The following is a 22353-nucleotide window of genomic DNA, read 5'->3' on the forward strand; positions in this document are numbered from 1 at the left end:
CAACAACGCGGCACCTATGAACACTACGATTACCCGGGCCGCTTCAAAAGCGATGCGGCAGGTAAGCCCTTTACCCAATACCGACTCGAGCACTTGCGCAGTGATGCGTTAACGGCGACCGCGTCCAGCACCATCATGCAGGTGGATGCGGGGATGGTGTTTGACTTAGAAGGTCACCCTGATGACACGACCAACCGTGATTGGATTGTGGTGACGATGCACAGCGAAGGCACCCAGCCGCAAGCACTGGAAGAGCATGGTGGCGAAGGCATGACCTCGTTCCACAATACCTTCTCGGTTATCCCTGGCCATCGCCCTTGGCGACCTGTTCCGGAAGCCAAACCTTGTGTGCACGGCCCTCAAATTGCCATTGTCACGGGCCCTGCTGGGGAAGAAATCTTCTGTGATGAACACGGGCGGGTGAAAGTGCAGTTCCCGTGGGACCGTTACGGCAACAGTGATGAAGCATCAAGTTGTTGGGTGCGTGTCTCCCAAGGCTGGGCGGGCGGTCAATACGGCATGATGGCGATACCGCGTATCGGCCATGAAGTGATTGTCTCTTTCCTTGAAGGTGACCCTGACCAACCGATTATCACGGGCCGCACGTATCACGCGACCAATGTGCCGCCCTACCCGCTGCCAGCCAACAAAACCCGCACGGTACTTCGAACCGAAACCCATCAGGGAGAAGGCTTCAACGAATTGCGTTTTGAGGATGAAGCAGGGCAAGAAGAAATCTATGTGCATGCCCAAAAGGACATGAACCTGCTGGTCGAGAATGACCGCAAAGACAACATCAAACATGATTTGCATTTGGATGTGGAGAACGAGCGCTTCTCGCACATCAAGGTGGATGACCACCTGACAGTCGATGGGCAAAGCAAAGAGCACATCAAAGGTGACAAAACACTCACCACTGACAGCTCAATACACATCAAACAAGCAACCAGCCAACTCGTCGATGCTGGCTCTGAAGTTCATCAAAAATCTGGTGCGAAGCTCGTTATCGAAGCTGGCAGTCAAATCACCCTAAAAGCAGGCGGGTGTTTCGTCACCGTGGATACCGCAGGTGTTCACATTTCTGGCCCAGTGATCGACCTCAACGCAGGCGGCGGTGCAGGCAGTGGTTCAGGGTTTGGGGGAATAGCGCCGACGTTGCCGGGTGGAGTTACCGCCCCGAAAGCACCAGAGGAAATCATTCCTGTCAGATATACGCCCACAGAGGCGCTCAAGACAGCCGCCAAGCTCAACCTTGCCGTTGTTGGGGTTTGTCTTCAGGGAGAAAATACCGAGAATTGCCAGTTCTGTGGAGAGTCGTCATGTCAGTAAGCAAATGGAAGTTGGTCGATATACCTCATGAACAAGACACCCTCACATGGGCAACGCAAGGTGATTATCACTGGCTCTATACAAATACACCGCTTAATGTGTCGATGGAGGCCTCCCCGTTACTTATTGATGTCTCTGAGCCCCGAGAAGGGGCAATGCCAGAGCAGATTGTTCACGCACCAACCTTTCAGACCCGGGCATCCTCCGATGTTTTTATCGCCCACTTACGCAGTCTGGTTATCATGCGCTCCCCGGCGGATAAGCCCGTAACGGTCAGGTTTTATGTGCCGACTTATCTCACCTTCTGGCTCAGTAAATTGCCTATTCCCCGTCAGGAAACACTGATGGGGTGTATCGAGCACATTCAATGGCAAGGCCATCAGCTGTCTCTTCCTGATGACGCTCAAAGCGTCAAAAGATTTGAGGTGAACACCACTCTTGGCTGGTTCGCGCTTGATGAACAGGAGTGGGCCCTACTAAAAGATGCCTATCAAAACCGTAATTCACATCCAGAACAGTCAAGACCGCAGGCGACAACATGACATTAAAAAATATCGACATGACCAATACCGACGATACGCTTTGCACAGTGTTTGAAAGCGACGGTGTGTCTGACTCTCCCTGCGCGGCTAAACAGTTTGATGACGTGTTGTACATCCCTCAAAGAAAGTGTTGGTACCTCATCTCTGCTAAAGATGCTAAAGCCTTAAAAGATGAAGCCGATGATCTCGATGCGATGGTTAAGCCCCTTATCGACAAGCTCTACAGCAAAAGTAAAAAGCCTGAAGACGCCCAAAACGTTAAAAATGCGGTGTTGCAAAACCTCAACCAAAAAGGCGTACTGGAAAACTACAAATCACGTTCACACCTCCACTTCCTAGAAAAACCTGAAGATAAAAAGGCTTACGCACAAGCTTTGTATACCCGAGCTTTACTCAACAGCTATGCCAACCTGATCAAATCCGCAGCAAGAATGCCTAATTTGGAAGCAATCAAAGACAACTTGGACGCGCAGATATCTCAGTATTCCAGCCAGTTAGGTTTAACCACCGCCGACTTGACGGAGGGCACGATTGCAGCACAGGCGATTCGCTCCGTGGAGCGGAAGATGGTCTTTACGCCAAAATCCTCCAGCCTTTCACCGCGTATGGCTTCACGAAACCGCCAAAAAATAGACGCAGTCATCAGGCAAATCGAGAAACACATAAAAACACTGGAAAAGAAGGCTCAAGATATTGCCAAAGAAAAAGGTTTTGACTGGTATAAGAGTCAGCAAGACCAGAGCTTTCGATTTGTGAAAAGTGAGAATCGGCACATAGAGAATCACTATCAGAAATACCTAACCAGCAAACATCATTTCCGACATGTATATGAAAACTTTGAATCACCAGATGAGATGGAAGTTGAATTTAAAAAATACTGTGAATTCTCGCTGACAAATAGACCAGATTATCGTGTCGGCCCTTTATTTCATCGGTTCATGCACCTGAACAGCCTTGGTATCGTGGTCCCTGAACAGATTTTGACACGAGACCAACTCTACACATCAGATGAAGACGTAAAAACCACGTTAAACGAAGCGATTGGCGGAATGAGTGCGACTGATCGCCAACGGTTTATAAAATGGGGGAACGAAATAAAGCATTCACTCAACAGCTCGTTATCCTACGCGGTTGATGACAACGCTCCTGTGCCACTTGATGATAGGTGTAAAGGAAAAGGCGTTATCTTTATCAAAAAGCTGGGCTACGACGATGTGTTGGCGCTGATTGGGGTATGGGACAGTGAACTGGTCGCCTATATCAAAGCCTACATCGATGACATTCTTGGGGGCTCCGCTCCTGCTAGTGGCTATGCTGACGGAGGGATGTATTTTCTGTTGGCACTACGCTATCACCTCGACTACCTCAAACACCTAGGTCGAGATGCCCTTTCAGAAGGCAAAGTGGCGTATACCATCAAAGATGCGCCTTACAACCTTTCGGAGCGGCTCACCCAAAAAATGGCAATGTTCCCCTTGGAAGATGTGTATTGGTCAGCCGAGGACATCGACCTTGAAGAGTACCGCTTTGCATGGAAGGAAAGTGACACTCACATTGTTGAGTTCTTCTTGCTCAGCGAAAAAAACAAACCGCGTTACATGCATAGTATACAACTAGAAAAACTGGATCATGCTATCTCAACTGGCAAAGCGACCCTGCTCGATCTTAAAGAGCAGGTGCATGTTGCGAGTGCTCAGGTTGACGTCGCAGATCTTAAAAAAGCCCCTTCTTCACAAATCAAAAAACGGTTACGCACAGCCATCAGTGATGCCAGCAAAGCGGCCAAGGCGAATTCAAACCGCACCGTCTCACTGAGTGCGACCGTGCCAGACAGTGATTTGAACGCGTTTTCGCAATACACCTCATTGATACAAGCCTCGTTTACCCATGCTGGCGGGGAAGACCTAACCTATGTAGTGAACGCACAGGTGGAGCTATTTCGCTTTTGCAGTGACAAGTTCCGCTTTGAGGCGAACTACCCCGAAGATTTTACCGAATTGGCAAAACAGGCCTCACAGCAGGCAAAAACGGAAGTGCTCAGCCTCCAAGCTGAGGGGTTTATTGACCTCGCGGCCGGCTCACTGAAAACCACGGCAATGATGCCCGACCGCAATGGTTATGCCATGTTGTTACCCGCAGTGGTTGAACGTGAAGGAAAAGAGACTTCCCAGTACTACCACCTTGGCCAGTTACGCGCCGACGTCGAGGCACTGTGTTATGGCAGCGTGGGCGTCGGATTTGCCTTTGCCGCAAGCGCAAAGATCACGTCAAAAGACACGGGGTTGCGCTTAGATCCGGTTATCCCTGCTGAGACCACCCTGAGACTGCCGTCAATCGGAAGCATCCGCGGAGAAGTCGATCTGTTCGCCGGTGCACGCACCGGTATTTCCGTCGCGACCACCGCGAAATGGTGCAAGCCGGGTGGCGAACCTAAAGCCCGCAACTTTATCGCCCACTTGAATGAAGGTCAGGTCAAAACACTCGAGAGTGAGCGACGCTATAAAACGACACCAAACGAAGGCTGGGTGCCTCTGGGCACATTTATGCGCAGTCGCGAGTTAAGTTTCGGTATCGGCGCCCGCTACAACTTCCTGTTCGGCTATGTGCGTAACAAATTTGTCGTCAAATGCGGGGGCGGCCTTACCTTCAAAGTGGGAGGCGGAATGGACATGATGGTGGCCTTGTATCCCGAATCCTTGCTCGACATCGTCACCGCCCTGACGGATACCCTGGCATGCGAAGAATTCCGCCGTGTGGAGATGTTTGCCGAAGGCAGTGATGATAATAATGATACCGGCGGCTACCGACTGCTCAACACCTTACTCACCATGAGCATGGTCACGGGTATTGACCTGGCGAACCTCGCCCTGCTGCCAATGACGGAGGTGATAGCCGAGGAGAAAAAGATATTGGTGCGGGAGCATGCCGGTACGGTTGCGGAACAGGTTAACGTTTTCTTTTCTAAAACAGATAAAAAAAATGCAACGCCATGGTTTAAAAACCTGCCACCGGATGCCCGTGCCCGCCTCCTGTTTACCCTGACCCAAGAAAGTGACCTGTTGTCACCTGAGCTGATGGGACGGATAAAACGCATTGAAGAAAGCCGAAAAAAACGTTTTGGCGAAAAAGAGCCGAAATTAAGTCGAGCTGAAGAAAAGCAGCTTTCACAGGGTGTATCAGAAGAAGCGCCCCGCTGGCTGGCGATGGCCCGCCTGTTGGAAAGCTGGTCAGTGGCAAATATTGATATTCAACGCGACGTGAACCGCCAGATAGAGAAAACCTTTGCCCGCTATAATGTTAATGGCACCAAACACTTGGCCAGCCATTATGGTAACCGCATCCTCCCGATTGTGGTGTGGGAGCGTTTGAAAGGGTTTATGCAGCGGATGGATGAGTGCGGGGCGACAGGGCAAAACAATCAGTTTGTAGATACTACTATGTTTGATGACGACGTGATTAAGATTATCCGCTCCAGTATAGTGCGATTAGATAATTACTTCTCTTCCTACCTGCCTGCTGGCGCAAACGGCAAGCCAGCTCCCAAATACGAGACACGTACTTTTACGGGGAAAAGCCGCACACTCACCTACATCGTGTTTAACGGTGACTACCGCAATGAGTTTGGCGACAGCGAGCTTTCTGATGAAGCCATGCGGTTTGGTTATTACCATCTGGCAAGAAAAGAGATATTCCCAGAAGATTATGAAAATGAGTCCAACTTTTTTAATGACAACGCTGCATGGCGGGAGCAAACCTGGAAGGATGTGAAAGCCGAGTTGAATGTGTGGATAGAAGCCGTGACCGGCATTGAAGACAGTTTTGGCAAAGTGGAGACCCTTGATAACATGAAAACGGCCGCAGAAAACGGGGATTACGAAGCATTGTTCAAACTACTGGGAACACAATAACAATGAAGAAAAGTGTATACGCCTTACTGCTAGGGTTTCTGAGCCTTTCTGCTCAAGCTGAAATGACGGAAGAAGACATCCGTTACTTACCCGAGCTACGCTCGGCTGCCTGGTCTCCCGACCTGACCAAAGACGAAATTCGACAGCTTCGCCGGGCGATGAAAGATAATGGCCGACACTGGGGGCCTGAACCCTTGGCCTTGTTGGAAAAATATTCGCAGGACAAACGCAACGTTGAGGTACGCTACCGTTATGCCCTTGCGCTCGCAAGTTGGATGCAAATCCCTCAGTCTCTCGCCCTACTGAAAGAACTCAGCCTAGAAGGTTATCCCTATGCCATGGAGACATACGGTGAAGAAAGGGTTTGTGATTTGGAAAAATATGAAGACCTCTGTGACGCAGAAGGGTACGAATTTGGCGTGATGAAAAACGCCTTTCTCAATTGGGCGAGAAAAGACCCACTAGTGCCCGATATGTACCATCGGGTGCGTTGGTATATGCCTAAATTTGGTTTTACGGATAATTACCGAAATACCTTTACTCCGGAGGGAGAACAATTAAGCAAAGAAGCAGTAGAAGCAGGAAGTGTAAGGGCGGCACTCGAACACTACTACGCCATTGCCGCCAGAGATTCTTGGACCGACCAACAACTGGCCGACATGAAGTATTATGTGCAGGCAGCGAAAAACGCGATGATAGCGGGTAATTCAGCCTACTCCGTTCCCATTAAGGACTGCTTTGAAGATCGTAAAGATGCCATTGAAAGAGGTGAGGTTTGCCTGAACGACCAAGAATTACAGATGTCTTTTGAAAACCTTGCGCGTAATGGGTTCGCCATAGGCTTGAGCAATTTCCTATTTAGAACTTACGATCATGACCAAACCATGATAGATGCAATGATAGATTTCAGTTTTAAGGATTTTGTCCGCCACGGGAAAAGTGATCGCACTCCCGAACGTTTACAGGCCATTTACGATAAAGCAGCACAGTTGAACAATGGAAGAGGCTGGGTGCAAAGCCGGGGCTCCTCAACGAGTATTAAACACTGGGAAAAACTCTATAACTCTGAAGAAACCCGCGGCTTTTTTGACAAGGTGAATGATTTAGTCAAGTGATGGCGGTGAAAGCAAGTCATAACACAACCATGCCGAAGAGACTGATTCCCTTACTCTTCAGTTTTCTGTGCCTTTTTGCTCAAGCCGAAATGACGGAAGAAGACATCCGTTACTTACCAGAACTTCGCTCTGCCGCCTGGTCCCCCGACCTGACCAAAGACGAAATTCGACAGCTTCGCCGGGCGATGAAAGATAATGGCCGACACTGGGGGCCTGAACCCTTGGCCTTGTTGGAAAAATATTCGCAGAACAAACGCAATGTCGAAGTACGGTATCGCTATGCCCTTGCGCTCGCAAGTTGGATGCAAATCCCTCAGTCTCTCGCGCTACTCGAGGAGCTCAGCCTTGAAGGCTACCCGTACGCATTGGAGACCTATGGTGAAGAAAGGGTGTGTGCGCTGGAAAAGTATGAGGACCTCTGTGATGAAGAAGGGTACCGATATGGCGTGATGAAAAACGCTTTTCTTGATTGGGCGAGAAAAGATCCATTAGTGCCTGGTATGTTCTTCTGGGCACTATGGTATATGCCTAATTCTGGCTTTACGGATCAATGGCACAACACATTCACCCCTGAAGGAGAGAAGATAAGCAATGAAGGCGTAGAAGCAGGAAGTGTCAGAGTGGCTCTTGGACACTACTACGCCATAGCAAAAAGAGGTGAATGGACCGACCAAGAGCTGGCCGACATGAAACATTATGTGCACAAAACAACTGGGACAGTCGTCTTTAGAAGAGACGAAAAATCGGCATGAACGCCTTTTTAGTTTTGCGGAATAGTGAGCGATTTTAGATTGGCTTAGCGCTCTTCTGCACAAGAAAAGACTAAATCTGGTTATACCGGGAGATAACAGGCACACGAAAACCACCAAGACGTAGGTTATTCGAAGAAAACGAGTAACGACTGGGTGATGCTAGCTAACAGGTATACGCAATCCGCATAATCGTTTTCGCCCAAGCAGCGGTAAAGCATCTTTGATAGAGGTTTCAGTGCCCACGAGGGTTCCTTTTTCAACCTGGGCATAAATGTCAAGCCACTCGTCAGAGTCAAACCCGAGCCGATTAAGTATCTCAGGTGTTCGGGTATCAATCTTACCCCGTTTATCTTCTCGGCTTTGACGACCTGTCCAATCAACGAGTTCTAGGTAATCCATCAAACGAAAAGGCAGCCCCTCTGGCATCGGCTCTCTAGGGTTTCCCGCAAAAGGAAAGAGATGAGGCGCAGTGCTTTGTTCTTTCCTTAATGACGCTATACGCGCCTTGACGGACGTATGTTCTGAAGTTTCAGGCGTTTCCGCTATCGCGGCTCTTATTGGATTCAAATCCACATAGGCCATCGCTGCCGCAAGGGCTTTTTCATCAAGCAACGCTTGGCTTTTAAAACGGCTTTCCCAGAAATGTCCGGTGCATTTATCTTCTCGGTTCGCTTGCGAGGCTATGTGCTGATTAAGCAAGCGCATGAACCAACTTATTGACGTTAGCCTCTCTCGCCATGCTTCAATTATATCGCTGCATCGTTCGACTTCTACCTCAGAGAGTTCATCACCTTGTACAAAGCGTTTCATCAAAGATGACCCTTGATGAAACGCTAACCATCGCTCTACAACTTCATATTGCGTTAATCGCTTGGCTTTATTTGCATCGATATGGAGCACGACGTGATAGTGATTACTCATGATGGCGTAGGCACAAACATCAATACAAAATGCGCCTGCTAACGCGAGTAGCCGCTCTTCAATCCAACCACGACGATGTTCATAACTTTGCTGCGCAAGTTCGTCATATCCACAAAGAAATGAACGACGCACACAACGCGAGACGCAGTGATAGTAAGGTGTAGCGTCAATACTAATGAGGGATGAGCGGGCTTTAGTCATTGAGATATTAGTAACGAGTCGTTGAACAATACGGGGATCATATCGTTCAACGACTCTGGATTCATCTCGTAGACCTGGCTTTGAGCCCGAAAGCACTATCGGATGAAACTGACCGATTAATATGTTTCTTAAAGTGTGTGTCCCGTTTATTACCGAAACTTCCAAAACTCCACACATGGAAAGCCCTTAAACCCGAATATACCTGAGGAATTTTAATGTCAAAAATTTCGATATCTGTCGCTGATTCCGTTGACAGTTTAGAAGCAACAAAGTTTCTACACAAACTACTCGGCATGTCTCTTTCCACAGCAAAATCTTGCCTAAATAATGGCAACAATGGAGCGTTTTTTAGTGGAGAGCTTTTTTTAAATGATCACAATGAGATAGCAGCGAAGATTAGAAAGATCATATCTTTTTTTGACACACTCAATATTGAGCTTTTCATTGTGGAGGTTGACAGCGATGTGGATTGGGAAGGTGCATTCAATGAATCTAACAGAGTATCAACCTCAGTAATGTTAGATATTCTTGATGATGCAGAGGGCTGTTTTCATTAAATCGTCGTGACGATACCGAATCTTTGAGACAGTTGATACCACAATGACCAATCTTAGTTGACCACTACACTCTCTAAAAAGTTGATTGCAGTTAAGGGATATAGAGAAATAGTAACTGGGAGAAATAGTAACTGGGACAGTCGCCTTTAGAGGAGACCAAAAATCGGCATGAACGCCTTTTCAGTTTTGCGGAATAATGCGCGATTTTAGATTGGCTTAGCGCTCTTCAGCACAAGAAAAGACTAAATCTGGTTATACCGGGAGATAACAGGCACACGAAAACCACCAAGACTTTGGTTATTCGAAGAAAACGAGTAACGACTGGGTGATGCTAGCTAACAGGTATACGAAATCCGCATAATCGCTTTCGCCCTAGCAGCGGTAAAGCATCTTTGATAGAGGTTTCAGTGCCCACCAGAGTTCCTTTTTCAACCTGCGCATAAATGTCAAGCCACTCGTCAGAGTCAAACCCGAGCCGATTAAGTATCTCAGGTGTTCGGCCATCAATCTTACCCCGTTTATCTTCTCGGCTTTGACGACCTGTCCAATCAACGAGTTCTAGGTAATCCATCAAACGAAAAGGCAGCCCCTCTGGCATCGGCTCTCTAGGGTTTCCCGCAAAAGGAAAGAGATGAGACGCAGTGCTTTGTTCTTTCCTTAATGACGCTATACGCGCCTTGACGGACGTATGTTCTGAAGCTTCAGGCGTTTCCGCTATCGCAGCTCGCACTGGGTTTAAATCTACGTAGGCCATGGCTGCAGCAAGGGCTTTTTCATCAAGCAACGCTTGAGGGATGAGCGGGCTTTAGTTATTGAGATATTGGTAACGAGTCGTTGAACAATACGGGGATCATATCGTTCAACGACTCTGTATTCATCTTGGAGAGCTGTCTTTGAGCCCAAAAGCACTATCGGGTGAAACTGACCAATTAATATGTTGTCAGCGAAGATATCCTAGACCGTGACAATTCAGTTTATGAGGAGTCTGATGGCGAAATTGAGGACATATCTTCTCTTCGGCTAGTAGAAAGTGATTCAGCCTCAAATGTCTGCTTCTTGGACGTTGATGACTACATCTTACTTGTCCGCGAAGAAGTTGCAGCAGCGATAATGAAAGAAGATATTAGTGGCGTTAAGTTTTTTCCGCCAGAAGACTGGCGTCCTTGGTAATTAAGTTCTCTACCGCCGAGAGAATAGCAATTTAAGGTAGATAGGTACTCATTCGAGTACCTATTCCAAACCATTACCATTCATGTCTAACTCTACCAAGCCCTGCCTAGTTTGGTCCAATTTACTCCCCTAATCCGTCGTTAACATTTTCAATGTTTAAAATGCCTAACACCTCTCATTGTTCCGTTTACGCGAACTATCAAGTCAAATAATGCACAATTATCAACCAATCAAAGTTTCGATAAGATCATCTTCATCGTCACATATGGAGCATCACTGCTCTTAACTTGTTGAAAAGGTGAAAGTATGGATACGTTGAAAAGAATAATTACAGTATCGATCATTTCGATGCTTCCTTTGGGTATCAGCCATGCAGATGCTCAATCAGACAACACGTTAGCGGTTGCCAAATCATTCCTCGAAGCCGCTGGCAGTGGTAACGGCGCAAAACTGACCGAACTCATGAGCGATGATTTTGTTTGGCATAACGAAGGCGACAAGCGCATCCCTTGGATCGGTCCTTGGAAAGGCCAGGAAGATGTTATGGGCAAATTTATGCCCGCTTTCGGTAAAGGTTTGACAGTAACAAGCTGGAGCACGGATTACAGTTTTGCTAACGCAGATCAAGCGGTGTTTATGGGTTCAATGAGCGCTATTCTCAACAACACAGGTGTTGATACTGGCAAATTCACGTGGGCTGTTCGTGTTCATGTAGAAGACGATAAAGTAAAAAGCTGGAACTGGATGGAAGACAGCTATGCGGTATCGAAAGCTTACAATGACGACACACAAGCGAACAAAGCGGCGGTAGAGACCTTCTATACACTTCTGAGTAACCCAGGTTCTGAAGAAGCGGTAAAAGCCTTCAGCGCTAACACGACAGATAACTGGGAAAGTGTCGGTAACTACTCTGGCAAGAATAAGTCGAAAGGTGCTTTCCTAGGTCAAATGGGATACTTCGCCAAATTAATTCCAGACTTAAATTGGAATATCGAAGAGATGACGCATGCTGATGATCGTGTGATTGTGCGAGGCCGCGCTACCGGCACGCCAACGGGTCCTCTCTTCGGTGTTGATGGGGCTGGTAAAAGCTTCGACATTATGACGATTGATGTTCATACCATCGAGAACGGCAAAATCACTAAATCGCATCACGTAGAAGATTGGGCGGGCGCGTTAAAGCAGCTGAAAGGCAAATAAGCCTGGCAAGTAACGTGAATCTAAGCGCTGGTCGATTCACTATCGACCAGCTTTTTTAGCAACCTGCCAGTAAAAAGAAGCGAAATACGTAAGCGGTGAATAGAGCAATGTATACTTACTCAAGACCGACTCAACACCGACCTCTTCTCTTCCTGATTCTCTAACCAGACGGGAACCTACAACAAAGGATCAATCACCGCTTGCCAATCTTCTAGGCTTGAGTGGTGATCAACAGGCACCAAACCCGCGTTATTGATGAACACCGTTGGCGTTGCCCAGACCGATCGTGTGGCGGCATAGCGAATGGGCGTTCTTGCCATCACATAGATTTCACTGCTATCCATACGCTCGAAAAACGCGTTTCTTTCTACCTTGCCATGTTCCTCGGCGTAGTCGGCGACGAGCTGTCGTAAATCGTCATGGGTTTTATGAAGGAAAGGTCCGTTGTAGAACGTATCTTGTCGTTCATAAAGGAAGGTAGCGAACCCATAGAATTTGTCGGCGTCTCCCTCTGCCAAGGCAAACAACCCCAAGCTCATGTCCCATGCTTGCCGATGATTACTCAGGGTTATCAAATGCGTTTTAAGGCTGACCGACGCTCCCGTGTAATGACGCATAACCGCCATGAGGTTTGGCCAAATTGCACGCGAGTGTGGGCATTGAATATCGACAAACACATCAATCGTCACTGATGCTTGGGGATCACCAAGAAGAATACCGCTTGGTCGGTGGGGGATTGGTATGCTCATCACTTCCTTGTGTACATTGAGTTTGTTGTTGTGTGTTTGTCAGTGTAGCCAATGACCTGCAATCGGTTCTAGAGGGAGAGTGTTCAACACATGCTACTGTCGGTTTTTTTCTTGATAACGCTGTCGTCCAATAGGGGTGTGCCAAGGTTTGGTCGCTAGAAACCGTTATCGAACAGCGCTAACGGTGTTTATCTTCTTGCAATGTGACTCGCAGAAAACAACCGCAACACTCCCTACAATCAACCTGAATCCAGAGCCATATTCCATCCTGAGGGTTTTACCCCCGCATTTGAGATCACCTTCAAACAGAGAGGGTTATACGCAATGATATATTCTCCGGTAACACATTGAGAGGTATAGAAAGATTGCCCATTCGAAGATGAAATACATACTTCGTTTTTCGAAAGAAAAGCTCACTTCGAACACGGCATTTTCAACGCCACCTCTTACGTACTTATCAAGCTAACCATGGTCCCCGGATGAAAAAATCACTTATCGCTCTGCTCTTGTTCAGTACACATTCCTATGCCGACAACCACTTTTATGCGGGTGGTAACCTTTCCATCTTCAATGATATGGAACTCAAATACAGTGGCATGTCAGCCGATAAAAACAGCGATATGGGTGGTAGCGCTTTCGCAGGCTACAGCTTCACAGTGTCACCCGGTTTGGAACTTGGGTTAGAGGTTGAATATCTGTACTTTGGTAAAACCGACTTCACCAGTTCAAGTCACGTAGACGCCGATGCTTATTACATAAACGCCAAACCTAAATTCGTTGAGGAAGGCAATAACCTTTACAGCGCATTGATCTTAGGGGTTGGCTCGATGTCTTCCGAAATTAGCGTGAGTGGTCAAAGTATCAAGGACTCCGATCTTTCTTATCAAGCAGGCTTTGAAATTGGCTATATGATCGATAACTTAGATATCGGCGTTGGATACCGTTACCAAACGGCTGAGTTTGATGGCTTTGACGGAGCGGATGTTTCTAACCAAAGTGTCACTCTCGGCATTCGATACAATTTCCGATGAAATGAGAAAGGGAAAGCGGGTTGAGCCAGCCAAACCCAGCGCTGGCTCGTGTTTGCTTTGCGACTCAGTGCATCAGGCACAATTGACCTTAACATCACGCGCCTGAGATTCTCCCCAACAGCTGCTCACAAAACGCATGGGTCGACAGATTTCGTCGCTTCACTTGTTCATCCATCTGTCCTGACTTCGCCACGTCCACCCAATCTTCCAACATGGCTTTAAAGCCCTTGGTTTCTAGCGTATCTGTCCAATCGGCCATTTCGATGCGTTCCGTTTTGCCGCTTTCACACTTTTCACCGCGCAGGAAACTGTCGAATTGGTAGGCTTCATTGTCGAAACTCAGAGAAACAGATTCACAGGTTTTCCCAAACTGACGGTTCATTTGGCCATTAAACAGCGTGCCGTTTTCTTCCCAACTCAGGTTTATCATGGCGATGTCACTGCCCTGTCGCTGGATGGACACCTGCATGTCTTGCTGGTCGATTTTGCCGTGTAGATTAAGTGAATCGATCACATGGATCATGTCATCCAAGACGAAGTCTTGTGCTGCACCGACAAGGTTCAGTCGGTGTTTGTGCCAGCTGATGGTGCGAAGGTCATCACGCGCCACCAGCGAGCGCCAAATAGGAATGTAACGTCGATTGAAGCCGACAAATAAGGGGACGGATTTTTGTTCCGCCAAATCATGAAGCTTTTGATAATCTGCAAAATTTAAGGCAGCAGGCTTATCAACGAAAACAGGAATACCCTGCTCGATAAAGAACGTGGCGATGGATGCATGGGTCTCACTGCTGGTATGGATCATCACGCCATCAATGTTCATGTGCACAAGTTCACGATAGTCGCGGCACGCTTCAGCAATGCGGTACTCACGCGCCACTGCAGCAAGTTTTTCGGGATTGCGAGTACAAAGAACAAGCTCAAGTTCAGGCAGTCGAGTCAAGACAGGTAAGTAAGCTTTAGTGGCAATGTCACCCAAGCCGATAACAGCAATTCTCATTCTTTTTCCTTTGATTGATGAAGCAGATAGCAGGCTGATGTAGGCAGCTAAAACACCTACAGAGCTTATCATTTTCTTCGCGAAATAAGTTTTTAAAACGTCTCGTTTAAAAGACATCGCCCGGATTCAAACGCCGTATTTCTCTTACGCTGTTTTTACTTAACTCGGTTTGTTGACACGCATTCAATGCCATTGATATGTTACGTTATAACATCACAATACACCCACCTAAACCACGATAAGACATATTGAATGATCGCCTCGTGTTAGTACTTCGAGGGATGCCATCATGAAAGACATTAAACCTATTTTCCGAAATCTCGAGAAAATGCTAAGGCAATCCTCCTGGTTTGATGACGGTTGGGAAATTTACAACCGTGGCGCTTACATGCAGCTTTATAAAGAAAATTGGCACAACGAGGCGCAAGGCGGTATCCACTTTGAGACCTACATTGAAGCACGTGAGATAAAGAAAAAAGAGTTCCCTATTTGCCTGCATGCAGAAGAAGACTGTCCGGCGCAATCTGAGTTTATCCGTAAGTTTCTAGCGCTTGAAGGTGACCGAATCACAGGTTGGAAAGGCTATCGAACCATTGGTAGTGGCTACCATATCTGTCAGCGAACGTTGCCACTCAACGTTAAAAACCTCGAACAAAAGCTGTTCGAGGAGTTTAACCGCCTACGACAACTCGAGTCTGGCATTGAGCAGGCATTGCGTGAGCTTTAAAGAGATGCATCAAGGGATACTAAACACCGAAAAGGACAGAGCAAAGTGAAGCGAAATCAAAGTCCCTGCATTGATGTGTGTGATTTTTCAGCCCCCAAGGGATGGTGTGTGGGCTGCGGTCGCACTCGGGAAGAGTGCCAAAAATGGAAGGCCATGAAACCCTACGACAAAAACATCCTCCAAAAAGAACTAAAAAAGCGCATGTCTAAAATAAGAGCAAAAAGTACCAAGTGACCATAGAGGAAAACTGACGCTAAACAAGTCACCTTTCATCGCGTTATAGACTGTATTCCCGTTCTACTTTTGCGATACGCGTGGTAAACGCCGCGTACCATTTCTTGCGCCCTAGCTTCTGCGCTTCAATATGCTCGACGTTCGCTTTCCACTGCTTGATGGAATCAAGATCTTTCCAGTAAGAAACGGTAATGCCAAGGGTATCTCGCGCCGATTCTACGCCAAGAAAACCGGGTTGCTGTTCGGCCAGTTCAACCATTCTTGCAGCGGTTTCGCCGTAGCCTTCTTCAAGTTCTGTTCTGAGATTGGTAAAGATAACGGCGTAGTAAGGGGGTAGCGGTGTGTTAGCGATGTCTGACATAAAAACTCCTTGTCTGTCATGTGTTGAATGTCCTTTCAACATCATGTCGAGCTAGCCTAGCTTGTCTTCTTCGTATCGCCAACCCTCGACATTGAGATTACAGGAGAGCAATGATGAATAGAGTGGTCTCAGTCATTACAATTCTATGGATCCATCATCACAATACCCTATCACAGATCTATCACGCCCCACTTCGTTCCTATCACGTAAATATCGCCAATAATGCGACCATGAGCACAATTAAAAACACCAAAAATCGAAATCGCCGTAATTCAATATAAAAACATTAACGCAAGGTTAAATACTTAACCATAAATTAACGCACTCAATGTAATAGCAATGAAATACCATTACAAACAGTGAATAAGATTCTATATAATATTCATACTTCAACACGATAATTAATTCGAACTCTAATCAATCCTTAATACTTACTCTTCTAATTAGGGCTCGATGGTTTCCTTTTCAACACAATACGTATTTTCATCGACGACGTTTTCAGCCTCGACACGCCAAAAAACATAACCCATACTATTCATTAACTTACATACCATCCTTATCTCTTTCTTCGCGCGCCACCCAACAAGAAAAAGACATACTCTCACACCAAGAGCATATTCCTTCGCAGTCATTCACCCACAATATTGTTTAATTATTTTGCAATTGCGAATCCGTCGCATTTATAGAAAATGATTCGAATCCAAAATTGATTAAAATCAACAAAGCGTCATTCATGTTGCATGTAGCACCAGTTTTCCCCGAATAAATATTCCCTCGCATTTAGGGAATATTTATAGTTCTCATCGCAATATTTCATCAAAGATTCTACGTTTCAGACCCTAATAATCATTCATTTGGTGAATGTTTTGTTAATGGGTTTGAAGCAAATAAAAATAGCTAAGTCAATTAGCACACAGATCCGCGAAAGCGATGTGAGAATGACAATGAAAAACTGGATCGATAAGGCGGTATTAGCGCCGATGAAGCGTCGAAGCTTCATGAAGTGGGGGGCTGCCATCGGTGGTGGCTCGGCACTGGCAGCTGGTTTACCACTGAAAGCGGTTGCCAAAACCACAGCACAAAACGCCATTGAAACCAAAACGGTATGGTCTGCCTGTATGGTGAACTGTGGTAGCCGTTGTGCGCTGCAAGTACACACCCAAAACGGCGTGATTACTCAAATTGAATCAGATAACCGTGGCGATGACCAAGGCTTTGGCAATCACCAAGTGCGTGCGTGTCTGCGTGGCCGCTCTATCAAACACCGTGTTTACAACCCAGACCGCCTGAAATACCCAATGAAGCGTATCGGCAAACGTGGCGAAGGCCTGTTTGAACGCATTAGCTGGGACGAAGCGCTGGATCTGATGGCGGAAAAACTCCAATACACCATCAAAGAATACGGTAATGATTCGATCTTCATTACCTATGGTTCAGGCACGCAAGGTTACCGCACTGATGGTAAAGACTGCTTCAAGCGTCTGTTCAACCTTGTGGGTGGTTTCCTTGATTACTACGGTAACTACAGCTGGGGCCAAATTCAGTTTGCTCTGCCGTTCACTTACGGCTCCATCAAACCGTCTGCTTACGGTAGCTACACCACGGAAATCGAAAACGCTGATCTGCTGGTGATGTTCGGTTATAACCCTGCGGAAACCCGTATGAGTGGTGGTGGTGAGATCCACGAGCACATCAACGCACAGCGTAAGAATAACGTGCGTACCATCATTATCGATCCGCGTTACACCGACACCATGTTGGGTAAAGAAGATCTCTGGCTGCCAATCCGCCCAGGTACTGATGCGGCACTGGTTGAAGGTATCGCACACACCTTGATCACCGAGAACTTGGTTGACCAAGATTTCTTGAACAAGTACTGCCAAGGCTACGACGCGTCTACCCTGCCAGCCAGCGCACCGCAAAACGGTCACTACAAAGCGCACATCTTAGGTCAAGGTCCTGACGGCATCGAGAAGACCCCTGCGTGGGCATCAAAAATCACCGGCATTCCTGTGGATCAAATCGTGCAACTGGCGCGTGAGATCGGCACGGCAAAAGCGTGTTTCATTACCCAAGGTACAGGTATTCAGCGTCAAGCGAACGGCGAGCAAACTTCTCGTGCGATCGTGATGCTGCCAATCCTAACGGGTAACATCGGTCGCCCTGGCACAAACACCGGTGATATGCCTGCGAACTGGAGTTATCCAGCACCGCGTATTCCAACCGGCGTTAACCCGATTCAAGTAAAAGTGCCGTTCTTCAAATGGAGCGATGCGATTTACCGTCATCAAGAAATGACCGACAAAACCGACGGCATTCAAGGTGCGGAACGTCTTCGTACCCCGATCAAGTTCCTACTGAGCTACTCAGGCAACATGATCATGAACCAGCATGCGGACATCAACAAACACCGCAAACTGATCGAAGATGAAAGCCAAGCAGAATTCATTGTGGTGTGTGACAACCACATGACCTCGTCTGCGCGTTTCGCTGACCTGCTTCTACCAGACGTGACCACCATCGAAAACAACGAAGTGAGCTCGGACGGTTACTCTTCAGGTTCATTAGGCGGCGTGTTCCCGCTGGTTCGTGCTATCGAACCATTGTACGAAACGCGTTGCGCCTACGACATGTGTGTGGGTCTGTCAGAGCGCCTAGGCGTGAAAGAGGCGTTCACCGAAGGCCGCACCCGTGACGGTTGGTTGGAATACCTGTATGAAGGTGCGCGTGCAAAAGATGCGAACCTGCCAACCTTGGCCGATCTGCGTAAAAACGGTCCTTACACCTTGGCTGCGCCAAAAGAAGGCCGTATCGCTCTGGAAGATTTCCGTAACGACCCAGAGAAGCACGCCCTAGGCACACCGTCTGGCAAGATTGAAATCTACTCCACCAAGCTGGAAACCATCGCGAAAGAGTGGACCTTGGCTGACGATGAAATCATCACGCCTATTCCTCAGTACGTGACCACATGGGAAAGCCACCTGGATCCAAAGACCGAGCAGTTCCCGCTGCAATTCTTTGGTTACCACACCAAAGGCCGCACGCACTCTACCTACCACAACATTCCGTGGCTGCGTGAAGTGGTGTTCGACGGCATTTGGATGAACCCAATTGATGCGAAAGCACGTGGCCTTGAAAGTGGCGACTATGTTCGCGTGTTCAACGATCGTGGCGAAATTCGCGTTGCCATCAAAGTGACCCCGCGCATCATGCCGGGCGTAACTGCGCTAGGCCAAGGTGCTTGGTACAACCCAGATAAAGACGGCGTCGATTTGGGCGGTTGTATCAACACATTGACCTCACAGAAGAACACACCACTGTCGAAGGGGAATCCTCAGCACACCATTTTGGTTCAAGTGGCCAAGGTTTAAGGGGAGATAAATAGATGACTCAATACGGATTCCATGTCGATACCAGTAAGTGTACTGGCTGTAAAACCTGTCAGGTTTCATGTAAAGACCGCAGCGATCTACCTGTGGGCGTTAACTGGCGTCGTGTTTACGAATACGCCGGCGGTGACTGGGTGCAAAACGATGATGGCACAGTAAGCCAAAACGTTTACGCCTACTACATGTCGATTTCATGTAACCACTGCTCAAACCCAGCGTGTGTGAAAGCCTGTCCAACGGGCGCGATGCATAAACGTACTGAAGATGGCCTTGTGGTTGTCGACAAAGACGTGTGTGTCGGCTGTCAGTACTGTGGCATGGCGTGTCCTTACGGCGCACCGCAATACCACCCTGAAAAGAAACACATGACCAAATGTGATGGCTGTTACGAGCGCGTTGCTGAAGGCCGCAAGCCTGTGTGTGTTGAATCTTGCCCATTGCGTGCGTTGGATTTTGGTCCAATGGATGAACTTCGCGAAATGTATGGCACCAAGAACGACGTTGCGCCATTGCCAGACCCGCGTCTGACTTCACCTAACTTGATCGTGACCACATGCCGTAACTCTCGTCCAACGGGTGACACTACCGGCAGCATCCAAAACCCGACAGAGGTATCGCTATGAGTGAATTATCGCTGGTTTTCTTTACCGTTCTGGCGCAATCCGCCGTCGGTATGTTTATCGCGCTAGGGTTGGTTGAGCTGTTCTTCAAACCTGAACGCAAAGGCATGAACATCGCATTCATGGCATCACTGGCATTGCTCGGTCTAGGTGCAATGGCATCGGTGACGCACTTGGGTCAGCCATTCCGCATGTTCAACGTGATGTTTGGTCTGGCACACCTGTCAGCGCTGAGCTTGGAAATCGTTGCGCTTTCACTGTTTGGTGGCGCAGCCTTTACCTACACCGCACTGCGCGTGTTGAACATTCAACCAACACTGCAAAAGCTAACGCTACCAGCCGCCATGGCGCTGGGTGTGGTCTTCATCCTTGCGATTGTTAACGTGTACCGTTTGCCAACCGTGGTGAGCTGGAACTCACATTGGACAACCTTCCAATTCCTGATGACTGCAGGCGTTGTTGGCCCAATTGCAGCAGCGATGGCACTGCGTGTGCTTGCCCCTCAGCTTGGTAAAACTCAAGCCGGCGCTGACCGCACGCTGGGTATGGCTGCGCTGATCACCATGGCAATCTCTTTGATTGGCTTTGGCGGTTATGCGGTGTGGCTAGGCCAACTAGACGCTTACACCAACCCCTTCGCGATTGCGAACGCTGAAGCCTTCACCATGGCGCGCATCGGTTTGATGGCATCAGGTGTCGTGTTGTTTGCCTCGCAAGCATTGCGTGGCAACAACAAAAATGCGGGCATCGCCATTGCCGCGTTTTTGATGGTTGTGATGGCGGAACTGTCTGGTCGTGCGTTCTTCTACGACGCCTTCATCAGCGCTAGTTCTGGCATGTAAGCATCGCCAATACTTTTCAAAGGGGCTGGATAGCCAGCCCCTTCTTTTTGTTTTATCGCGTCATCTTTTTCTTTTTTCGTGTTCGTTTTTTCTTTTTCTATGTCTTTTTTATTTTTATCAGTTTGTTTTTATTTATTAATTTCAGTCGAATAAGCCCATTGCCATGAATGACTTTCGTTACCAAACGCTTGCAAGCCTTACCATCGCTAGCCACTTTTTTTACCGTGCTCTGCACCAAGCGCCAGATGCCGCGTTTATTGATGCCTTGTACGACGAAGCACTGTTCGATGAATGGCCTGTTGAAGTCAGAAACGACAAAGTGGAACACGGCTTAGCCCTGTTAAAAGCACGCCCTGACTTGCAGGCCATTTCCCGTGATTACGCGCAACTGTTTGTCGGGCCTAACACCCTTGCGGCTGCGCCTTGGGGTTCTGTGTATCTTGCAGAAGAGCAAACCACTTGTGGCAAAACCACCCTGGCGATCCGCGCCTTTTATGCAGACCACGGCATTGCCATCGACACGGGCGAACGCGAACCTGAAGATCACATCGGCTTGGTGTTTTCATTTATCGCCTACTTGGTGGAAACCGCGCTGACCACGCAAGTCATCGAAATGGCACATAACGAGAGCTTGATATCGTTGCAAACCTTCCTCACAGACCATGTACTGACGTGGGCACCGCGTTTCTTCGCAGTAATGCGAGAAGGCGCAACCACCGAGTTTTACCAAGGCCTGAGCTTATTGGCTGAAGGTACGTTGGAGCAACTGGCCTCACAGGTCGATGCACAATACAAAATCGTGACGGTTTACCGTTAATACAGGCTGCAATTCATCATGTCTGACAGAGACGAGCGTTACTACACTGCACAACTCAACATGCAAACATGCAGCCGTCGTGGGCTGTTTCGTGGCTTGTGGTCTGGCGTGAGTAAACCCGTAAAAACACAAGCAGGCCTTGCCGCAAAGCGCACCGCGCCAAGGCCACCGACAGCGGTTGATGAAAACCTGCTGGACCGTTTGTGTGACGGGTGTGGAAAGTGTGCCGATGCGTGCCCACAACGGATTATCAGTATGCTCGAAGGTAAGCCAGCACTTACTTTAGATGGAGGCGCGTGCACTGAATGCAGAGAATGCCAACGCGCGTGTCCCACCCTGGCATTGGCCAATGCATCACCTGATACATTGCCATCAACAGGCGCAGTGGCAACGCTATCAGGCATGTGTATTCGTCAAATGAGTGCGCCTTGCCAATCCTGCTCTGAGGCATGCCCTCATCAAGCAATTGACACTGTAAATCGCAGTATCGCTATCGACTCAGAAAAATGTTCCGGTTGCGCCCAATGCCGCGTCGCCTGCCCTGCTTATGCCATACAAATCGTGATGCGATAAATAATTATACCCAAGGTGACTTTCGCGACTCATCCATATTTCGCGAATATTCCCAACCAGCGCGACCTCGCCATTTAAATAGGATGAACACGTAAAAAATGAATATGGCGTGGCATAAGATCTAAATAACCTTCATCCCTCTTTACAATGAATAAAAACCTCTTTTTTAGGCCGCTTAGATAGCTGTGTTTAATGCATGAAACAAGCGCTGTCATGTTATCAATCAACATGTTCGCTATTGCTACAAATTCAAATAAACAGATTAAAAAAGACAAGTCTAATGTAAGTAACATAATGAGACGAATAACGCCCTGT

General features: G+C 47.9%; 19 protein-coding genes and 1 pseudogene. 15 read left to right on the forward strand and 5 right to left on the reverse strand.

The window, feature by feature from the left end; translation table 11 throughout:
* From tssI to EQP46_RS23455, 5 genes are all read left to right on the forward strand, one after another.
* Positions 1-1329, forward strand: a 1329-nt coding sequence (gene tssI, locus EQP46_RS23435; protein ID WP_240671792.1) for a type VI secretion system tip protein TssI/VgrG, incomplete at its 5' end; no start/stop codon positions are given.
* The gene (locus tag EQP46_RS23440) at positions 1320-1871 is read left to right on the forward strand and encodes a DUF4123 domain-containing protein (protein WP_129495899.1); all 552 of its coding nucleotides are present in this window, start codon (positions 1320-1322) and stop codon (positions 1869-1871) included. The genes tssI and EQP46_RS23440, both read left to right, overlap by 10 nt.
* Positions 1868-5779, forward strand: a complete 3912-nt coding sequence (locus EQP46_RS23445; protein WP_129495900.1) for a hypothetical protein — start codon at positions 1868-1870, stop codon at positions 5777-5779. Before EQP46_RS23440 ends, EQP46_RS23445 begins: the two co-directional genes overlap by 4 nt.
* 2 nt (positions 5780-5781) lie before the next feature.
* Positions 5782-6894, forward strand: coding sequence for a hypothetical protein (locus tag EQP46_RS23450; RefSeq protein WP_129495901.1), 1113 nt, complete (start codon positions 5782-5784; stop codon positions 6892-6894).
* Positions 6894-7646 (forward strand): hypothetical protein, encoded by a 753-nt coding sequence (locus tag EQP46_RS23455; RefSeq protein ID WP_129495902.1) that lies wholly within the window; start codon positions 6894-6896, stop codon positions 7644-7646. Before EQP46_RS23450 ends, EQP46_RS23455 begins: the two co-directional genes overlap by 1 nt.
* A 159-nt stretch (positions 7647-7805) precedes the next feature.
* On the opposite strand, the gene EQP46_RS23460 is transcribed toward EQP46_RS23455, so the two are convergent.
* The gene (locus EQP46_RS23460; RefSeq protein WP_129495903.1) at positions 7806-8768 is read right to left on the reverse strand and encodes a transposase; all 963 of its coding nucleotides are present in this window, start codon (positions 8766-8768) and stop codon (positions 7806-7808) included.
* A gap of 215 nt (positions 8769-8983) precedes the next feature.
* Here EQP46_RS23460 and EQP46_RS23465 point away from each other — a divergent pair, with 215 nt between their 5' ends.
* Positions 8984-9325: a hypothetical protein gene (locus EQP46_RS23465; protein ID WP_129495904.1), complete on the forward strand. Its 342-nt coding sequence runs from the start codon at positions 8984-8986 to the stop codon at positions 9323-9325.
* A gap of 331 nt (positions 9326-9656) precedes the next feature.
* On the opposite strand, the pseudogene EQP46_RS23470 reads toward EQP46_RS23465, so the two are convergent.
* Positions 9657-10115 (reverse strand): annotated as a pseudogene (locus tag EQP46_RS23470) (alpha-amylase family glycosyl hydrolase); the annotation flags it as partial.
* 686 nt (positions 10116-10801) lie between these two features.
* Between EQP46_RS23470 and EQP46_RS23480 the strand changes: the two are divergent.
* Positions 10802-11695 (forward strand): nuclear transport factor 2 family protein, encoded by an 894-nt coding sequence (locus EQP46_RS23480; RefSeq protein WP_129495905.1) that lies wholly within the window; start codon positions 10802-10804, stop codon positions 11693-11695.
* Between the two features lie 176 nt (positions 11696-11871).
* On the opposite strand, the gene EQP46_RS23485 is transcribed toward EQP46_RS23480, so the two are convergent.
* On the reverse strand, positions 11872-12444 hold the full coding sequence (locus tag EQP46_RS23485) for a DsbA family protein (protein ID WP_129495906.1): 573 nt from the start codon (positions 12442-12444) through the stop codon (positions 11872-11874).
* 479 nt (positions 12445-12923) lie between these two features.
* Between EQP46_RS23485 and EQP46_RS23490 the strand changes: the two genes are divergently transcribed.
* On the forward strand, positions 12924-13475 hold the full coding sequence (locus EQP46_RS23490) for an outer membrane beta-barrel protein (RefSeq protein ID WP_129495907.1): 552 nt from the start codon (positions 12924-12926) through the stop codon (positions 13473-13475).
* A gap of 94 nt (positions 13476-13569) precedes the next feature.
* Here EQP46_RS23490 and EQP46_RS23495 read toward each other — a convergent pair whose 3' ends face one another.
* The gene (locus EQP46_RS23495; protein WP_129495908.1) at positions 13570-14475 is read right to left on the reverse strand and encodes a Gfo/Idh/MocA family protein; all 906 of its coding nucleotides are present in this window, start codon (positions 14473-14475) and stop codon (positions 13570-13572) included.
* Between the two features lie 289 nt (positions 14476-14764).
* Between EQP46_RS23495 and EQP46_RS23500 the strand changes: the two genes are divergently transcribed.
* Both EQP46_RS23500 and EQP46_RS23505 read left to right on the forward strand, forming a co-directional pair.
* The gene (locus EQP46_RS23500) at positions 14765-15202 is read left to right on the forward strand and encodes a hypothetical protein (protein WP_129495909.1); all 438 of its coding nucleotides are present in this window, start codon (positions 14765-14767) and stop codon (positions 15200-15202) included.
* 45 nt (positions 15203-15247) lie between these two features.
* A complete protein-coding gene (locus EQP46_RS23505) occupies positions 15248-15436 on the forward strand; it encodes a DUF1289 domain-containing protein (RefSeq protein WP_102315498.1) in 189 nt (62 codons plus the stop codon).
* A gap of 43 nt (positions 15437-15479) precedes the next feature.
* Here EQP46_RS23505 and EQP46_RS23510 read toward each other — a convergent pair whose 3' ends face one another.
* The gene (locus EQP46_RS23510; protein WP_129495910.1) at positions 15480-15797 is read right to left on the reverse strand and encodes an antibiotic biosynthesis monooxygenase family protein; all 318 of its coding nucleotides are present in this window, start codon (positions 15795-15797) and stop codon (positions 15480-15482) included.
* Positions 15798-16741: 944 nt separating this feature from the next.
* Here EQP46_RS23510 and EQP46_RS23515 point away from each other — a divergent pair.
* From EQP46_RS23515 to EQP46_RS23535, 5 genes are all read left to right on the forward strand, one after another.
* Positions 16742-19168: a DMSO/selenate family reductase complex A subunit gene (locus tag EQP46_RS23515; RefSeq protein ID WP_129495911.1), complete on the forward strand. Its 2427-nt coding sequence runs from the start codon at positions 16742-16744 to the stop codon at positions 19166-19168.
* A gap of 14 nt (positions 19169-19182) precedes the next feature.
* Positions 19183-19809, forward strand: coding sequence for a DMSO/selenate family reductase complex B subunit (locus EQP46_RS23520; protein WP_129495912.1), 627 nt, complete (start codon positions 19183-19185; stop codon positions 19807-19809).
* Positions 19806-20648 carry a dimethyl sulfoxide reductase anchor subunit family protein gene (locus tag EQP46_RS23525; RefSeq protein WP_129495913.1) on the forward strand — a complete coding sequence of 281 codons (843 nt, stop codon included), beginning with the start codon at positions 19806-19808 and terminating at the stop codon, positions 20646-20648. The genes EQP46_RS23520 and EQP46_RS23525 overlap by 4 nt, the downstream gene beginning before the upstream one ends.
* A 163-nt stretch (positions 20649-20811) precedes the next feature.
* The gene (locus tag EQP46_RS23530; protein WP_129495914.1) at positions 20812-21465 is read left to right on the forward strand and encodes a TorD/DmsD family molecular chaperone; all 654 of its coding nucleotides are present in this window, start codon (positions 20812-20814) and stop codon (positions 21463-21465) included.
* 18 nt (positions 21466-21483) lie between these two features.
* Positions 21484-22038 carry a 4Fe-4S binding protein gene (locus EQP46_RS23535; protein WP_129495915.1) on the forward strand — a complete coding sequence of 185 codons (555 nt, stop codon included), beginning with the start codon at positions 21484-21486 and terminating at the stop codon, positions 22036-22038.
* Positions 22039-22353: the final 315 nt, after the last annotated feature.

Origin of the sequence: Enterovibrio baiacu, assembly GCF_004120195.1 — a bacterium.
GTDB lineage: Bacteria > Pseudomonadota > Gammaproteobacteria > Enterobacterales > Vibrionaceae > Enterovibrio > Enterovibrio baiacui.

Bases quoted from the DNA above. Each gene is read 5' to 3' on its own strand.
- EQP46_RS23520 (WP_129495912.1), top strand. From the start codon at position 19,183: ATGACTCAATACGGATTCCATGTCGATACCAGTAAGTGTACTGGCTGT.
- EQP46_RS23510 (WP_129495910.1), bottom strand. From the start codon at position 15,797: ATGTCAGACATCGCTAACACACCGCTACCCCCTTACTACGCCGTTATC.
- EQP46_RS23465 (WP_129495904.1), top strand. From the start codon at position 8,984: ATGTCAAAAATTTCGATATCTGTCGCTGATTCCGTTGACAGTTTAGAA.
- EQP46_RS23535 (WP_129495915.1), top strand. From the start codon at position 21,484: ATGTCTGACAGAGACGAGCGTTACTACACTGCACAACTCAACATGCAA.
- EQP46_RS23445 (WP_129495900.1), top strand. From the start codon at position 1,868: ATGACATTAAAAAATATCGACATGACCAATACCGACGATACGCTTTGC.
- EQP46_RS23490 (WP_129495907.1), top strand. From the start codon at position 12,924: ATGAAAAAATCACTTATCGCTCTGCTCTTGTTCAGTACACATTCCTAT.
- EQP46_RS23440 (WP_129495899.1), top strand. From the start codon at position 1,320: ATGTCAGTAAGCAAATGGAAGTTGGTCGATATACCTCATGAACAAGAC.
- EQP46_RS23515 (WP_129495911.1), top strand. From the start codon at position 16,742: ATGAAAAACTGGATCGATAAGGCGGTATTAGCGCCGATGAAGCGTCGA.
- EQP46_RS23485 (WP_129495906.1), bottom strand. From the start codon at position 12,444: ATGAGCATACCAATCCCCCACCGACCAAGCGGTATTCTTCTTGGTGAT.
- EQP46_RS23495 (WP_129495908.1), bottom strand. From the start codon at position 14,475: ATGAGAATTGCTGTTATCGGCTTGGGTGACATTGCCACTAAAGCTTAC.
- EQP46_RS23525 (WP_129495913.1), top strand. From the start codon at position 19,806: ATGAGTGAATTATCGCTGGTTTTCTTTACCGTTCTGGCGCAATCCGCC.
- EQP46_RS23530 (WP_129495914.1), top strand. From the start codon at position 20,812: ATGAATGACTTTCGTTACCAAACGCTTGCAAGCCTTACCATCGCTAGC.
- EQP46_RS23455 (WP_129495902.1), top strand. From the start codon at position 6,894: ATGGCGGTGAAAGCAAGTCATAACACAACCATGCCGAAGAGACTGATT.
- EQP46_RS23460 (WP_129495903.1), bottom strand. From the start codon at position 8,768: ATGACTAAAGCCCGCTCATCCCTCATTAGTATTGACGCTACACCTTAC.
- EQP46_RS23450 (WP_129495901.1), top strand. From the start codon at position 5,782: ATGAAGAAAAGTGTATACGCCTTACTGCTAGGGTTTCTGAGCCTTTCT.
- EQP46_RS23500 (WP_129495909.1), top strand. From the start codon at position 14,765: ATGAAAGACATTAAACCTATTTTCCGAAATCTCGAGAAAATGCTAAGG.
- EQP46_RS23480 (WP_129495905.1), top strand. From the start codon at position 10,802: ATGGATACGTTGAAAAGAATAATTACAGTATCGATCATTTCGATGCTT.